General features: G+C 71.6%; 16 protein-coding genes. 8 read left to right on the forward strand and 8 right to left on the reverse strand.

The genetic code is table 11. The annotated features are described in order from the left end of the window. Window positions 1-39 precede the first annotated feature (39 nt). The 3 genes from L3Q67_RS15210 to L3Q67_RS15220 all read left to right on the forward strand — a co-directional run bounded on the left by L3Q67_RS15210 (window position 40) and on the right by L3Q67_RS15220 (window position 3281). A complete protein-coding gene (locus tag L3Q67_RS15210; protein WP_209662584.1) occupies window positions 40-828 on the forward strand; it encodes a DeoR/GlpR family DNA-binding transcription regulator in 789 nt (262 codons plus the stop codon). Next, window positions 825-1910, forward strand: coding sequence for a galactose-1-phosphate uridylyltransferase (gene galT / locus L3Q67_RS15215; RefSeq protein ID WP_499190115.1), 1086 nt, complete (start codon window positions 825-827; stop codon window positions 1908-1910). Before L3Q67_RS15210 ends, galT begins: the two co-directional genes overlap by 4 nt. Window positions 1911-1976: 66 nt before the next feature. Further along, complete coding sequence (locus tag L3Q67_RS15220; RefSeq protein WP_499190116.1) at window positions 1977-3281, forward strand: S1C family serine protease; 1305 nt, start codon at window positions 1977-1979, stop codon at window positions 3279-3281. 86 nt (window positions 3282-3367) lie between these two features. Here L3Q67_RS15220 and L3Q67_RS15225 read toward each other — a convergent pair whose 3' ends face one another. The 5 genes from L3Q67_RS15225 to L3Q67_RS15245 are packed head-to-tail and all read right to left on the reverse strand — an operon-like array spanning window position 3368 to window position 6729. Further along, window positions 3368-3757, reverse strand: coding sequence for a hypothetical protein (locus L3Q67_RS15225; protein WP_499190117.1), 390 nt, complete (start codon window positions 3755-3757; stop codon window positions 3368-3370). Further along, window positions 3754-4836, reverse strand: coding sequence for a molybdopterin-dependent oxidoreductase (locus L3Q67_RS15230; protein ID WP_499190118.1), 1083 nt, complete (start codon window positions 4834-4836; stop codon window positions 3754-3756). Before L3Q67_RS15230 ends, L3Q67_RS15225 begins: the two co-directional genes overlap by 4 nt. Further along, window positions 4833-5435, reverse strand: a complete 603-nt coding sequence (locus L3Q67_RS15235) for a class I SAM-dependent methyltransferase (RefSeq protein WP_499190119.1) — start codon at window positions 5433-5435, stop codon at window positions 4833-4835. The genes L3Q67_RS15230 and L3Q67_RS15235 overlap by 4 nt, the downstream gene beginning before the upstream one ends. Further along, window positions 5432-6085, reverse strand: a complete 654-nt coding sequence (locus tag L3Q67_RS15240; RefSeq protein ID WP_499190120.1) for a TIGR04282 family arsenosugar biosynthesis glycosyltransferase — start codon at window positions 6083-6085, stop codon at window positions 5432-5434. Before L3Q67_RS15240 ends, L3Q67_RS15235 begins: the two co-directional genes overlap by 4 nt. Beyond that, on the reverse strand, window positions 6082-6729 hold the full coding sequence (locus tag L3Q67_RS15245) for a glycosyltransferase family 2 protein (RefSeq protein WP_499191541.1): 648 nt from the start codon (window positions 6727-6729) through the stop codon (window positions 6082-6084). The genes L3Q67_RS15240 and L3Q67_RS15245 overlap by 4 nt, the downstream gene beginning before the upstream one ends. A gap of 144 nt (window positions 6730-6873) precedes the next feature. Here L3Q67_RS15245 and L3Q67_RS15250 point away from each other — a divergent pair, with 144 nt between their 5' ends. The 3 genes from L3Q67_RS15250 to L3Q67_RS15260 are packed head-to-tail and all read left to right on the forward strand — an operon-like array spanning window position 6874 to window position 9940. Continuing rightward, window positions 6874-8187, forward strand: a complete 1314-nt coding sequence (locus tag L3Q67_RS15250; RefSeq protein WP_499191542.1) for a hypothetical protein — start codon at window positions 6874-6876, stop codon at window positions 8185-8187. An 8-nt stretch (window positions 8188-8195) separates the two neighbouring features. Then, window positions 8196-8903, forward strand: coding sequence for a response regulator transcription factor (locus L3Q67_RS15255; protein WP_395897916.1), 708 nt, complete (start codon window positions 8196-8198; stop codon window positions 8901-8903). After that, window positions 8900-9940 carry a sensor histidine kinase gene (locus L3Q67_RS15260; protein WP_499190121.1) on the forward strand — a complete coding sequence of 347 codons (1041 nt, stop codon included), beginning with the start codon at window positions 8900-8902 and terminating at the stop codon, window positions 9938-9940. The genes L3Q67_RS15255 and L3Q67_RS15260 overlap by 4 nt, the downstream gene beginning before the upstream one ends. Before the next feature lie 159 nt (window positions 9941-10099). On the opposite strand, the gene L3Q67_RS15265 is transcribed toward L3Q67_RS15260, so the two are convergent. Continuing rightward, the gene (locus L3Q67_RS15265; RefSeq protein ID WP_499190122.1) at window positions 10100-11146 is read right to left on the reverse strand and encodes a Rossmann-fold NAD(P)-binding domain-containing protein; all 1047 of its coding nucleotides are present in this window, start codon (window positions 11144-11146) and stop codon (window positions 10100-10102) included. A gap of 131 nt (window positions 11147-11277) precedes the next feature. On the opposite strand from L3Q67_RS15265, the gene L3Q67_RS15270 reads away from it, so the two are divergent. Next, window positions 11278-11778, forward strand: a complete 501-nt coding sequence (locus tag L3Q67_RS15270) for a MogA/MoaB family molybdenum cofactor biosynthesis protein (protein ID WP_499190123.1) — start codon at window positions 11278-11280, stop codon at window positions 11776-11778. Next, the gene (locus L3Q67_RS15275; protein WP_499190124.1) at window positions 11778-11936 is read left to right on the forward strand and encodes a hypothetical protein; all 159 of its coding nucleotides are present in this window, start codon (window positions 11778-11780) and stop codon (window positions 11934-11936) included. Before L3Q67_RS15270 ends, L3Q67_RS15275 begins: the two co-directional genes overlap by 1 nt. Window positions 11937-11945: 9 nt before the next feature. Here L3Q67_RS15275 and mscL read toward each other — a convergent pair whose 3' ends face one another. Then, a complete protein-coding gene (mscL, locus tag L3Q67_RS15280) occupies window positions 11946-12359 on the reverse strand; it encodes a large conductance mechanosensitive channel protein MscL (protein WP_499190125.1) in 414 nt (137 codons plus the stop codon). A gap of 992 nt (window positions 12360-13351) precedes the next feature. Then, entirely contained in the window at window positions 13352-13981 is a 630-nt protein-coding gene (locus L3Q67_RS15285) for a CpaB family protein (RefSeq protein WP_499190126.1), read from the reverse strand. Window positions 13982-14042: the final 61 nt, after the last annotated feature.

Below are 14042 nucleotides of genomic sequence, written 5' to 3' on the forward strand. Positions count from 1 at the left end.
TTTTGTGTAGTTGATGGGGTTCGGGATGGAGTCGACAAAGTGCTGGCGCGGCAGCGACAGGCGGTGATCCTCGAAGAGGCGCGGCGGACCGGAGCGGTCCGGGTCAGCGACCTCGTCGGCAGGCTGGGCGTATCCGACATGACGGTACGCCGGGACCTCGACGTGCTCGCCAGCCGAGGGCTGGTCGAGAAGGTCTACGGCGGCGCGACCTCGGTGATCGGCAAGAGCACCGACGAGCCGGGCTTCGAGGCGAAGTCCGTGCGCCAGCGCGCGCAGAAGGAGGCCATCGCCGACCTCGCCGCCGGCCTGGTCAAACCGGGCACGGCGATCGGCATCTCGGCGGGCACCACCACCTGGACGCTGGCCAGGGCGCTGGACGCGGTGCCGGGGCTGACCATCGTGACGAACTCGATCCAGGTCGCCGACGTGCTGCGCGGGTCGAGCCAGCCCGACCGCACCGTGGTGCTCACCGGCGGGGTGCGGACCCCGTCGGACGCGCTGGTCGGCCCGGTCGCGGTGAACAGCCTGCGCTCGCTGCACCTGGACGTGGTCTTCCTCGGGGTGCACGGCATGGCCGACGGCCCCGGCTTCACCACGCCGAACCTGACCGAGAGCGAGACCGACCGGGCGCTGGTCGAGGCGGGGCGCCGCCTGGTGGTGCTCGCCGACCACACCAAGTGGGAGACCGTCGGCATCTCCACCATCGCCGACCTCGACGAGGCCGACGTGGTGGTCAGCGACGACGGGTTGTCCGAACGCGCCAGGGAAATCCTCAGTGAGAAAGCTGGAGAGTTGATCATCGCGAATGTGCCGGGGGACGACGAGTGAAGCGCACGTCGCACAAGCTCGCGGACGGCCGGGAGATCATCTACTTCGACGCCGACGAGCACGCCCCGCCGCGGGACGCGGTGGACACCAGGGACCTGCCGCCGGTCGCGGCCGCCTCGGAGATCCGGCTCGACCCGCTCACCGGCGAGTGGGTGGCGATGGCGGCGCACCGCCAGACCCGCACCTACAAGCCGCCTGCCGATCTCTGCCCGCTGTGCCCGACCAAACCGGGCAAGCCCAGCGAGATCCCGGAATCCGACTACGAGGTCGCGGTCTTCGAGAACCGCTTCCCCTCCTTCTCTCAGGGCGTCTCCGGCGTCGAATCCACTGTGGACGGCATGCCGATGGTGCCGCTGGCGCCGGGGCGAGGCCGCTGCGAGGTGGTCTGCTTCACCAGCGACCACGACCGCTCGTTCGGGCAGCTGAGCCCGCGCCAGGTGCGGACCGTGGTGGAGGCGTGGGCCGACCGCACCGCCGAGCTGTCCGCTTTGGACGGTGTGCGCCAGGTCTTCCCGTTCGAGAACCGGGGGGAGGAGATCGGGGTCACCCTGCACCACCCGCACGGGCAGATCTACGCCTACCCGTTCGTGACGCCGAAGACCGCCCGCATGCTGGAAGTCGCGCGGGCCTACCAGGCCGAGCACGGCAGCCACGTGCTCGGGGACGTGCTCGCCGCCGAGCAGGCCGCGGGCAAGCGCGTGGTCGCCCGCGGCGCGCACTGGACGGCCTTCGTGCCGTCCGCCGCGCGCTGGCCGGTGCAGGTGCAGGTGGTGCCGCACCGCCAGGTGCCGGACATCCCCGCGCTCACCGACGCCGAACGCGACGACTTCGCGTCCGTCTACTTGGAAGTCCTGCGCCGGTGTGACGCGCTTTACTCCCGGCCCCTGCCGTACGTCGCGGGCTGGCACCAGGCGCCGGTCGGCGCGGGTCGTGAGGACTGGTGGCTGCACCTCGAGCTGTTCTCCGTGCTGCGGAGCAAGGACAAGTTGAAGTACCTTGCTGGTTCGGAGTCCGGGATGGCTGTCTGGGTCAACGACACCACCCCGGAACAGATCGCGGAGAGGCTGCGCGCCGCGCTCTGAGTCGTTCTGGTGCAACCCACAGCTTCGGCTCAGGTGCCTCTCAGGACCGGAGCGCATGGTGGAGACATGACCGAGAACGACCCGCACGGCCAGAGGCCGGAAGCTCAGGACAAGCCGGATAACTCCGCTGGGAACGAGTACGCCGCGCCGAATCCGTGGTCGGCGCCGAGCGCGCACTCGGAACAACAGCAGAACCCGTACGCGACCCCCGGTCAGCCGTACTACCAGCCGTACCAGACGGGCACGGCCGTCTACGGGACCCCGCAGCCCCAGCCGCAGCCGCAGCGCGGGCAGGGTGGCGCGGGCAAGCTCGTCGCCGGGGTGGCCGCGCTGGCGTTGCTGGTCGGCGGTGGCGCGGGCGCGGTCGGGGGTTATCTGGCCTCGGACGGCGCCACGCAGTCGGCCAGCTCGCTCGAAGCCCCGCAACCCGCCAGGCAGACCGGCAACGCGCCGGCGGGTTCGGTCGAGTCGGTGGCCCAGAAGGTGTCGCCGAGCGTGGTCCAGTTGCAGGTCGCCGGCCGGGGTGGGCAGGCGAACGGCGGCTCGGGCTTCGTGATCGACGCCAACGGCTACGTCCTGACCAACAACCACGTGGTGGAGAACGCCGCGAACGGTGGCGGGCAGATCCAGGTGGTGTTCCAGGACGGGCGCAAGGCCCCGGCGACCGTGGTCGGCCGGGATCCGAGTTCGGACGTGGCGGTGGTGAAGGCCGAGGGCGTCAGCGGGCTGACGCCGGTCGAGCTGGGGCGGTCGGACGATCTGAAGGTCGGCCAGGGCGTGGTCGCCATCGGTTCGCCGTTCGAGCTGTCCGGCACGGTGACCTCGGGCATCGTCAGCGCGCTGCACCGGCCGGTGCGGGCGGGCGGTGAGCAGGGCAGCCAGTCCACCGTGATGGACGCGGTGCAGACCGACGCGGCGATCAACCCGGGCAACTCGGGTGGTCCGCTGGCGAACATGGCCGGTCAGATCATCGGCATCAACTCGGCCATCTACAGCCCGCCGAGCAGCGGCCAGTCGCAGGGCGGCAACGTCGGCATCGGCTTCGCCATCCCGATCGACCAGGCGCGCCGGACCGCGGACGAGATCATCAGGACCGGTCAGGCCACGCAGACCTTCATCGGGGCGACCGTGACCGACGCGCCGGAAGGCGGCGCGTCGATCCGGGAGGTCACCCAGGGCAGCCCCGCCGAGCAGGCCGGGCTCAAGGGCGGCGACGTGGTCACCAAGATCGACGACCGCCTGGTGGACAGCTCGGACGCCCTGGTTGCGGCCATTCGGACGAAAGTTCCGGGCGACAAGGTGAAATTGACGCTTGCCTCTAATAATGTGATAGAGGTCACGCTCGGTGGGCAACCGGTGCCGACCAACTAGACGCTCGGTCGCAGTGGCGACCGAGACCAACTCCCGGCTCGACCCCCAGGGGCCGGTGGAGGAGAACCGCGGGTGACCCGACCAGGTCACCCGCGGTTTTTTCGTGCCCGCACCCATGGTTCGACCAGGGAGAACAGGGCGACGGCGAGCCAGACGACGGCGAGGGTGAGGCCGAGGCCGAGCCAGGTGTCGCCGTCGTGCAGGCCGGGGCTGGGCGAGGTGCCGTAGGTGCGCCACAGCAGCGGGACGGCCAGCAGGCACAGCACCCCGGTGGCCGCGCCGCCGACCAGCACCGGCGGCGAAGCCCAGCGGCTGATGGCGTACCCGAAGACGGCGATCAGTGGCGCGAGCAGCAGGTCGTGCACCAGCGGGCCGGCGACCAGCCAGATGCCGACCGGGATGTCGGCCAGCGGCACCAGCAGCGCTACGCCGTAGAGCAGCGCCGCGAGGCCCGGCAGGGCGAGCAGGATCCTCATCGGACCTCCAGTCGCCGGACCCACTTCGTCTGCAGCACGCCCGGCCGGTTCGGCGCGATCACCCGGCACGGATAACCGTGGTCGGGCGGCAGTTCCTCGCCGTCGAGGGCGAGCGCGAGCAGGGTCAGCGGATCGGCGGTGTGCGTACCGGGCAACTCGCTGGTGGCGTACAGGCCGCCACGTTCGAGGGAAAGCACGCGCACATCGGCACCGGGCTCGGCGCCCGCGGCCCGCAGCAGATCGGGGAACGCGACCCCGCTCCACACGGCCGAGTGGCTCCAGCCTTCGACGCACGCGATCGGCAGCTCCGCGGTGGTCTGGGGGAGCGCGGCGAGTTCGGTGCGCGTGAACGATCTGGTCCCAGCCGCGGTGGCGACTTCGAGGCGCCAAGCCGGATCCCGCGCGGTGTCGAGCACGCCTGCCGCCGCCGCGGTCCGGTTCACCGGCAGGTCCTTGCCCGAACGCCACGAGAGGCCGGAGATGTTGCGCAGCAGGGGAACCGTCGCACCCGCGGTCGCCACCACGGCCACGCCGGTGACCAGCCAGGTGGACCGCAGGAACCCGCGCCGCGACAACCCCGGCGATGGCTTCTCCGGCTCCTTCGCCCCGCGCACGATCGGCAGCTTGACCGCGACGTGCACCACCACCGAACCGATCGCGATCCACGCGACGGCGTAGTGCAGCGACGGGAAGTAGAAGTCCCACGGGTAGTTCTGCGCCACGTTCAGCAGGCCCGTGACCACCTCGAAGAAGGCCGCACCGGACAGCACCAGGATCGACAGCCGCTCCAGCGCGTGCGCGGCCGACCGCACCGGCGGCTTCTCGAACAGCTTCGGATAGACGGTCCACAGCTTCGCCAGCAGCAGCGGGATCGACGCGATGCCGCTGATCACGTGCAGCCCCTGCGTGATCCGGTAGAGCTGCACCGGACGGCTCGGCCAGCCGAACCAGCCGGGCGGGTGCTGGATGAGGTGGCTGAGCAGGCCGGTGAGGAAGCAGATCCCGAAGGCGATGCCGAGCGCCGCGCCGATCCGGGTGGTGACCGCGGGGGAGTGCGCCGCCGCGCGGAAGCGGTTCATGCCCGCCTCAATTCGGCGAACCAGCGGCGTCCACTGATCCCTGTCCACTCCGGGCTGAAGCCGGTCCGGTCCGCGATCCCGTCGATCGCCTCGGCACCGACCCAGGCCCACGGGAACCACGAGCCGGTCCCGATCCGGACGTCGCTTCGCCGCAGCCCACGGCCGGGCGGATCGAGTTCCACCAGCACCGAGCCGTCCGCGCCGAGCAGTCGCCGGACGCGGTCGAGCAGGGCGACCGGATCACCGCCGATGCCGATGTTGCCGTCGGCGAGCAGGACGTGCTGCCAGCGGCCTTCGCCCGGCAGCGTCCGGAAGAGGTCGCGGTGCAGAGCGAGTGCACCGCGGGCTCGGGTCAGCCGGACGGCGACCGCCGAGTGGTCGACGCCGAGCGCGGTGACGCCGCGGGCGGTCAGCGCGGCGGTGAGGCGGCCGGGGCCGCAGCCGAGGTCGAGGGTCGGTCCGGTGCAGCGCCCGAGCAGCAGCTCGTCGCCCGCGCCGGGTTCCTCGCTCCACCGCTCGGCGGGCAGCCGCACGCGTTCGCCGGTGCCCGACTCCAGCCAGCAGGGGCCGCCGAGCAGGCCGGTGTCGAAGGCCGTCATGCCGCCTGCCCCAGCACGGCGGTGGCGAAGCGGCCACTGGTCCGCGATGCCACGGCGATCGCGTCCGCCATGGTGTCCACATCGGACAGACGACTGGCGATGCCGATGGTGAGCCCGTCGAGTGCGTTGCGGGTGAGCGCGCCGGTGTCCGGCCTGGACATCGGCACGTCGGCGAGCACGGCGGCCTGGAGCGGGTCGCGCAGGCCCAGCGCCCACCAGCCGCCGTCGTCGGCGGGGCCGAGCACGGCTTCCCGCTCGTCGAGCCGGGCGGCGGTGGCGGCCAGGAGGTCCGGGGTGACCTGCGGCGTGTCCATGCCGATCTGCAGCACGGGCAGGCCGGGGCAGTGGGCCGCGGTGTCGGCGTGCGCGTTGGCGAGCCGTTCCCCGAAACCGTCCCCACGCTGCGGGAATACCGTGGTGTGCTGCAGCGCGGCGGTGATCTCGCTGCGGTTCGCGGCCTGGCCGAGTGCGCCGGTGAAGGCGACCACCGGTACCGCGCCCGGGGTGGCGAGCACGGCGTCGAGCGTGTCGAGCAGGGACGCGGCGGCGATGGCCGCGGCCTGCTCGGGCGTGGCCGGCGGGCAGAGGCGGGTCTTGGCGAAGCCGGGCACGGGCGCCTTCGCGACCACCAGCAGGGCGAACCCGGTCATCGGGCGAGCACCCGCCCCATGTCGCGGACCGCGCGCAGCGTGCCGCGCACCGAGCCGGAGACCTTCGACTTCGTGCCCTTGGCGCGTTCGCGGTAGCTGACCTCGAACTCCTCGATTCGCCAGCCCGCCCGACCGGCCTTTACCAGCAGTTCCAGCGGATAGCCGAAGGCGCGATCGGTGATGCCCAATGCGAGCAGGTCCGCCCGGCGCGCGACGCGGATCGGCGCGATGTCGCTGACACCGAGCCCGCGCCTGCGCAACAACGCCGCGAGCAGCGCGTTGCCCGCCTTCGCGTGCCACGGCCAGACCCCGCGTTCGACCGGCACCCTCCGGCCGACAGCGAGATCGGCACCGCCCTGGACGGCGGCCACCAGCCGGGGCAGTTCGCGCGGATCCAATGAACCGTCGGCGTCGAGGAAGGCGACCAGTTCGGTCGTCGCCGCCTCGAGTCCACTGTGGACAGCTGCACCGTAACCGCGCCGCGGTTCGTGGACCACCTTGGCGCCCAGGGCCGCGGCAATCTCCGGCGAGCCGTCACCCGAGCCGTTGTCGACCACGATCGCGCGGTAGCCGTCGGGCAGCGCGCCGAGAACCCCGGGCAGCGCGCCCGCTTCGTCGAGACAGGGAAGTATCACGTCGACCATCACGGCTGGTCACGTTAGGTCCGCAGTGGACACTGAGAAAGCCTTGGCGTGCTTACCGAATTGTGACAGCGCGCAGGTTCTTACCGGCTGGTGACATCTGCCGCCCGCGGCTCGACGGGCGGTCGCCGCACGGCTTACCGTGCGCTGGTGGTCGACGTCCAGCCGCGCGAGTCCGTCGCGCTCCGAAGCGATCTGCTCGCCGTCGGCGCCGCCGGGGTACTGGTCGCGCTCGGCACCGCGCTCGGGATCCACTTCAACCGCCCCGGCTCCGGGGTGGTCATCTTCGCGTTCGCGCCGCCGCTCTACGGCGACTGGCTGCCGCGCGTCGGCCCCGGCTCGCTGTTCGCCGTGTTGATCGCCGCTGCCGTGGTGATGTGGGGACCGTCGCTGGCCGAACGGCTTTCGTGGCGGCCGCTGCTCGCGCTCGGCTACGGCGTCACGGTCTGCTGGACGATGGCGCTCGCGCTGGTCGACGGCTTCCGCACGGGGTTCGCCGGACGGCTCGAAAGCGACCACGAGTACCTGCACGAAGTCCCCGGCATCACCGACATCCCGGTCATGCTGCGCGAGTTCAGCTCCCGCATCCTGGACTTCCAGCCCGATTCGTGGACCACTCACGTGTCCGGCCACCCACCCGGCGCCACGCTGGTCTTCGTCTGGCTGGACCGCGCCGGCCTCGGTGGCGGGGCCTGGGCCGCAACCGTTTGCGTCCTGGTCGGCTGCCTGTTCGCGGTGGCCGTCCCGGTGACCGTTCGCGCGCTCGGACGGCCCGATGCGGCTCGCGCGATGGTGCCGTTCGCGGCGCTGTTCCCCGGTGCGATTTGGCTGGGCGTCTCGGCCGACGGGCTGTTTGCCGGGGTGACCGCGACGGGGATCGCGCTGCTGGCGTTGTCCCGGCGGCGACCGCCACTCGCCCTGCTCGCCGGGGTGGTGCTCGGCTTCGGGATCTTCCTCTCGTACGGATTGGTGCTCATCGGCTTGATCGCGCTCGCGGTGGTGCGCAGCTGGCGTGCGCTCGGGCTCGCGCTGGCGGGCGCACTGGCGGTGGTGGCGGTGTTCGCGCTGGCCGGGTTCTGGTGGCTGGACGGCTACCACCTGGTCGTCGAGCGGTACTACCAGGGCATCGCCAGCGAACGGCCGTACGGCTACTGGGTCTGGGCGAACCTGGCGTGCCTGGCGATCGCGATCGGCCCGGCACTGGTGGCAGGAATCCGGCGCACGGTCGCCGGTCGCTGGTCGGATCCGGTGGTCCTGCTCGGGCTGGCGGCGCTGCTGGTGGTCGCGTTCGCGGATCTTTCCGGGCTTTCGAAGGCCGAAACCGAGCGGATCTGGCTACCGTTCGCGGTGTGGCTGCTGCCCGCCGCGGCACTGCTGCCCGCGCCCGGCAGGCGCTGGTGGCTGCTCGCGCAGGCGGCGACGGCGCTCGTGGTGAACCATCTGGTCTTCACGTACTGGTAGGAGCTGGCATGACGCAGGAGAGCGGTCGCGTGCTCGTGGTCGACGACGACGAGACCGTGCGCGACGTGGTGCGCCGGTACCTGGAGGTCGCCGGGTTCACCGTCGAGGTCGCCGGCAGCGGTGAGGACGGGCTGCGGTCGTTCGCCGAGCGGGCGCCCGACCTCGTGGTGCTCGACGTGATGATGCCGGGCATCAGCGGGCTGGAGGTGTGCCGCCGGTTGCGGCGGACGAGCCAGGTGCCGGTGGTGCTGCTGACCGCGCTCGGCGAGGAGGAGAACCGGATCGCCGGGCTCGAACTCGGCGCCGACGACTACGTGACCAAGCCGTTCAGCCCGCGCGAGCTGGCGCTGCGGGTGGTCTCGGTGCTGCGGCGGGCGCGGATGCCCAGCCGTCCCGTCGCGCCCGCGGAGGAACTGCGCGACGGTGATCTCGTGCTGCGGACCACCGCGCGGGACGCCACGCTCGGCGGTGTGGAGCTGCCGTTGACCGCGCGCGAGTTCGACCTGCTGGCCTTCTTCCTGACCCATCCCGGCACCGCCTATTCACGCAGCGATCTGCTGGAGAAGGTCTGGGGCTGGGACTTCGGCGACCAGTCGACGGTGACCGTCCACGTGCGACGGTTGCGCGAGAAGATCGAGCCGCAACCGGCGAAACCCGTGCGGGTGGCCACGGTGTGGGGCGTCGGTTACCGCTACGACCCGGTGGCCGCGCGATGATCGAGTCGGACGAATCCTTCGGCGCCATGCTCACGCACGCGTGGCACATCCTGCCGTTCGCGTTGCTGTTCGCGTTGCCGGTGACCGTGGTGGGCGGGCTGCTGCTCTACCGGCTGCGCCGCGGTTCGCTGGCCAGCACGCTGACCGTGCTGGTGCTGATCCCGCTGGTCGCCACGCTGACCGGGGTGCTCGGGGTCAGCGGGTTCATGTTCAACTCGACGCTGACCACGATGCTGCTGGTGTGCCTGCTGGTCGCGCTGGTGACCGTGCCCTGCGCGATCCTGTTCGGCCGGGCGATCGCGCGGCGCAGCGTCTGGGAGCGGGAGGCGCGTGAACGGGAGCGCGCGGCGGAGGCGTCGCGTCGGGAACTGGTCGCGTGGATCAGCCACGACCTGCGCAGCCCGCTCGCCGGGATCCGCGCGATGGCCGAGGCGCTGGCGGACGGCGTGGTGTGCGAGCCCGCCGAGGTCGCCGGGTACGCGCAGCGCATCGGCGGCGAGACCACCCGCCTGTCGGGCATGGTGGACGACCTGTTCGAGCTGTCCAGGATCACCGCGGGCGCGTTGCGGCTGACCATGTCCGCGGTGCCGCTGCAGGACGTCGTCAGCGACACCATCGCCGCGCAAACCCCGGTGGCACACCGGAAACGCGTGCGCGTCGAGGCGTACGCGCAAGGGGCGCCGGTGGTCAGCGGCAGCGACCCGGAACTGGCGCGGATCGTGCGGAACCTGGTGTCGAACGCGATCCGGCACACGCCGCCGGACGGCACGGTCGCGGTGCAGATCGGGGTGGACGGCGCGGAGGCGCTGATCGCGGTCGACGACGGCTGCGGCGGCATCCCCGACGACGAGATCGGCCGGGTTTTCGACGTCGCCTTCCGGGGCACACGAGCCCGGACGCCGGAGCGCGATGGCGCGGGCGGCGGGCTCGGCCTGGCGATCGCGAAAGGGCTGGTGGAGGCGCACAAGGGTCGAATCTTGGTGCGCAACCACGGCCCTGGCTGCCGTTTCGAGGTGCACCTGCCGCTGGCGGTCTAGGCGCTGTCCTGCGAGTCAAGGTCGCGCTCTCAGCGCCCAGGCGGCCCCTGGCGGCACGGGCGAGTTCGGCCGAGTACGGCCAGTACGAGGCCGAATCGCCCGCACCGCCAGGAACCACCTGGATCACGAAGCCCATCGACCAGACTCACAGGACAGCGCCTAGCTGCCTCGCAGTGGGACGGTCGCGAAGTCAGCCACGCCCTCGGCGAAACCGACGCGCGCGGTGAAGCCGAGCAGCTTTTCGGCGAGGGCGGGATCGGCGACCACGTGCCGCACGTCGGCCGGACGCGCGCCGCCGATGATGCGCGGTGCCGGGCCGCCGCATGCTCGGGCCAGTTCTTCCGCCAGGTCGCCGACGGTGTGCGGCACGCCGGAGCAGATGTTGACCGCGGTGATCTCCTTGGGCGGCTCGGCGTACAGGGCTCGCACGTTCGCCCTGGCGATGTCGTCGACGTGCACGAAGTCGCGCCGCTGACGGCCGTCCTCGAGCACGGTCGGCGCTTCGCCGCGTTCGAGGGCCGAACGGAAGAGGGAGGCGACCCCGGCGTACGGGGTGTTCTTCGGCATCCGTGGGCCGTAGACGTTGTGGTAGCGCAGGGCCCACACCTGGCCGCCGGTCTGCCGGGCCCAGGCGCCGGCCAGGTGTTCCTGGGCGAGCTTGGTGGCGGCGTACGTGCTGCGCGGGTGCAGTGGTGCGTCCTCGGGCACAAGCTGGGATTCGAGCTGCGCGCCGCAGCGGGGGCACCGGGGTTCGAACCGCCCGGCGTCCACATCGGACTTCGACCGGGGTGCGGGCGGGACGGTGCCGTGCTCGGCGCAGGCGTACCGGCCTTCGCCGTAGACGACCATCGAAGACGCGAGCACCAGCTTGCCGACGCCCGCGCGGTGCATGGCCGCGAGCAGGACGGCGGTGCCGTAGTCGTTGTGCCAGGCGTAGGCGGGCGCGTCGGACGGGTCGACCCCGTGCCCGACGATCGCCGCCTGGTGGCAGACGGCGTCCACGCCTTGGAGGAGTTCCGCGAGCAGGTCGGCGTCGGTCACGTCGCCGTGGACGAACCGGTGCTCGCTGAGGTAGTCCGGGGTGACCCGCGCATGCGCGGTCGGGGCCAGGTTGTCGAGGAGGACGGGCTCGTCGCCCGCCTCGCTGAGCTGGTCGGCGATGTGGGAGCCGATGAACCCGGCGCCGCCGGTGAGGAGTACTCGCACGCCGGTCACGCTAGGTGCGGGCGGTGGCTTCGCGGCAGCGTCGCGAGGCATCCGTCAGACTTCCGTCACATCCCCGGCGGCCGGGAGGCGCGCAGTGATCGCGTGGTGCCGATTAGCGCTACGGTGGGCACATGGAACGCAGTGCACAACGGCTGGGCCGTGCCCTTGTGGTGATCGTGGACGACCGTGCCGCTCACGGCGAGGTCGACGACACCGCCGGTCCGCTGGTCACCGAGTTGCTGGAAGAAGCCGGGTTCATCGTCGACGGCACCGTGGTGGTGCACGCCGACACCGTGGCCATCCGGAACGCGCTGAACACCGCCGTGATCGGCGGGGCCGACCTGGTGGTCACCGTCGGGGGCACCGGCGTGTCCCCGCGCGACGTCACGCCCGACGCCACCGTCGGTGTGCTGGACCGCCCGATCCCCGGGATCGGCGAGGCCCTGCGTTCCTCCGGCCTGGCCGCCGGCGCGGTCGACGCGGGCATCTCGCGGGGCCTGGTCGGGGTATCCGGTAGCACGCTCGTGGTCAACCTGGCGGGCTCGCGAGCCGCGGTGCGCGACGGCATGGCCACGCTCTCCGCGCTGGTGCCCTACGTGATCGACGAACTCTCCGGCCTGAACGAGGCCTGATGACCGAACCGCCAGCCGACCGCGATCGCCGCCGGGTCGAGGAGATCTTCGGGGACGTGCTGCCGGAGACCACCTCCGACGAACGCGACCCGGAGCCCCCCGGCGGCGACCGGGACAGCTGGTACCACGAAAACCGGCCGCCCCACCACGATCGCTGAGGTTCGGTTTCAGTCGGTGTCGCGGTTGTCGCGCTGCTGCTGGCGGAGCAGGTCGCGGATCTCCTTGAGCAACTCGACGTCGGTCGGCTCGGCGGGCCCGGCCTCCTTGCCGCGCTTGCGGCGCTCCTGCACCCGCTGCAGCGGCAGCACGAACAGGAAGTAGACCACCGCGGCGACGATCAGGAAGTTGATGCCCGCGTTGAGCACGCCGCCGAAGTCCAGGAACGTGCCCTGGTTGCCGGCGAAGATGAAGAAGCCCAGCCCCTGGGCGGCATCCGACCCACCGATGGCGTTGATCAACGGCTTGATCAGCCCATTGGTGAAGGCGGTCACGATCGCGGTGAACGCCGTGCCGATGACGACCGCCACCGCCAGCTCGACGACGTTGCCGCGCATCAGGAAGTCCTTGAAGCCCTTGAGCACAGGTATTTCTCCTTTCCGACGGGGACCAAACGCCACCGGAGCGTAATCGCAACCGCACCCCCCGGCGCGCCAAAACCCACCCACCTCGCCCCCCGCCACTCCCGCCAGTGCCCCGACCCCACCCTCGCCACCGCCCACGCCTCGGTGCCCTCCCGGCCACCCACCGCTCGCCCGGAAACCTCGCTCGCCAAGGGCCCACGAACGTAGAACTCGGCCGCCCGAACGTGAGGTTCGGCTACCTGAACGTGGGATTCACGTACCCGAGTGCGGAACACGGCTGCCCGAGTGCGGGCTTCGGCTGCCTGAGTGTGGAGTTCGGCTGCCTGGATGTAGGACTCGCGTGCCTGAGTGTGGGGTTCGGCCGTCTGAACGTGGGATTCGGCCGCCTGAGTGTGGGATTCGCGTGCCCGAGCGTGGAACTCGGCCGCCGGAGCGAGGCCTCCATCGGGGCATGGCACCCCCGCGAGTCCCACACTCCCGCAGCCGAACCCCACACTCATGCGGCCGAACTCCACGTTCGCGCAGCTGAGTTCCACGTTCAGGAAGGCGAACTCCGCGTTCAGGTAGGTGAGTTCCACATTGGTGGCAACGGTCGCGTCGCTGGGCGGCAAGGGCGGAAGAGGCTGGGAAGGCGTCGGCGTAAGGCGGGGGTGCGAGGCGAGATGCGTGGGAAGCGCGGCTGGACCGGGCGCGGCATGGCGGGATCTGTGGGCAGGGATTGTGGGGTCGGGCGGCGGATGGGTCGGGAGTGTCAGGGGGCTGGGCAGGGAGTGTGGGGTCGGGCGGCGGGCGGGTTGGGTGCGTCAGGGGCTGGGCAGGGATGGGGAGGCTGGGTGCGTCGGGGGAGGGCTTGGGCGGCAGGTGGCAGGTGGTGGCTGGGTGCATCTGGGCTGGGCAGGGATGGGGAGGCGGGGCGCCGGGGAGAGCTGGGTTGGGTGCGGCTGGGCTGGGCTGGGTGCGGTTGGGCTGGGGTGGGTTGGGTGGTGGGTGGGTTAGCGGAGGGTGATGGTTACGGGGGTGTCCAGGGCGGCGGAGGCGAGGGGGGTGGCGGCGTCGGAGGGGACGGCGATCAGGACCAGTGGGCCTTGGGTGGAGTTCGAGCGGAGCTTCGGGGAGTCGCCGGTGGGGGTGACGACGGTGACCACGGTGACGGCGGAGGCCAGTTGGCGTCGGTGGGCGTCGGCGGCGACGACGTCTACGCGGGTGCCCGGGTGCAGCAGGTCGGCGACATCCGGGTCGGCCAAGCGGATGGGCACGGTTGAGGTGCCGGGCGGACCGTGAGAAGGGGAAACCAGGCGAACATCCGTGAGGGGTTCACCGGCTCGTGCCGCGCTGGTCAGCAGGCGCTCGCCGGACTCGCGGAAACCGGACAGCGCACCCGACGGGCGTAGCTCGCCGGGGATGTGGATGACTTTGGTGTCAGCTGGGGCCAACAGGGTGCCCGGGCTCAGATCGCGCGCGGCGACCAAGGTGGGTTCACCGGCCGGGCCGGGCGGCATGAACACCGGTGAGAGTGCTATGGCGACGGCGGTCAGCGCGAGCAGCGCGGCCAGTGATACCCGTAGGCGACGGCTGTTGACCAGCGCGTTCAGGCGATCGGCCAGGTCTTCGAAGAGGTGCACGGTTTCCCCCGTTGTCCGGTGGGGGATCGGCTTGGTGATCCCCCGCGCCTTCGACGTTAGG

The organism is Saccharothrix sp. AJ9571 (assembly GCF_021725495.1).
Classification (GTDB): domain Bacteria; phylum Actinomycetota; class Actinomycetes; order Mycobacteriales; family Pseudonocardiaceae; genus Amycolatopsis; species Amycolatopsis magusensis.

Bases quoted from the DNA above. Each gene is read 5' to 3' on its own strand.
- L3Q67_RS15220 (WP_499190116.1), top strand. From the start codon at position 1,977: ATGACCGAGAACGACCCGCACGGCCAGAGGCCGGAAGCTCAGGACAAG.
- L3Q67_RS15225 (WP_499190117.1), bottom strand. From the start codon at position 3,757: ATGAGGATCCTGCTCGCCCTGCCGGGCCTCGCGGCGCTGCTCTACGGC.
- L3Q67_RS15230 (WP_499190118.1), bottom strand. From the start codon at position 4,836: ATGAACCGCTTCCGCGCGGCGGCGCACTCCCCCGCGGTCACCACCCGG.
- L3Q67_RS15235 (WP_499190119.1), bottom strand. From the start codon at position 5,435: ATGACGGCCTTCGACACCGGCCTGCTCGGCGGCCCCTGCTGGCTGGAG.
- L3Q67_RS15240 (WP_499190120.1), bottom strand. From the start codon at position 6,085: ATGACCGGGTTCGCCCTGCTGGTGGTCGCGAAGGCGCCCGTGCCCGGC.
- L3Q67_RS15245 (WP_499191541.1), bottom strand. From the start codon at position 6,729: ATGGTCGACGTGATACTTCCCTGTCTCGACGAAGCGGGCGCGCTGCCC.
- L3Q67_RS15255 (WP_395897916.1), top strand. From the start codon at position 8,196: ATGACGCAGGAGAGCGGTCGCGTGCTCGTGGTCGACGACGACGAGACC.
- L3Q67_RS15260 (WP_499190121.1), top strand. From the start codon at position 8,900: ATGATCGAGTCGGACGAATCCTTCGGCGCCATGCTCACGCACGCGTGG.
- L3Q67_RS15270 (WP_499190123.1), top strand. From the start codon at position 11,278: ATGGAACGCAGTGCACAACGGCTGGGCCGTGCCCTTGTGGTGATCGTG.
- L3Q67_RS15275 (WP_499190124.1), top strand. From the start codon at position 11,778: ATGACCGAACCGCCAGCCGACCGCGATCGCCGCCGGGTCGAGGAGATC.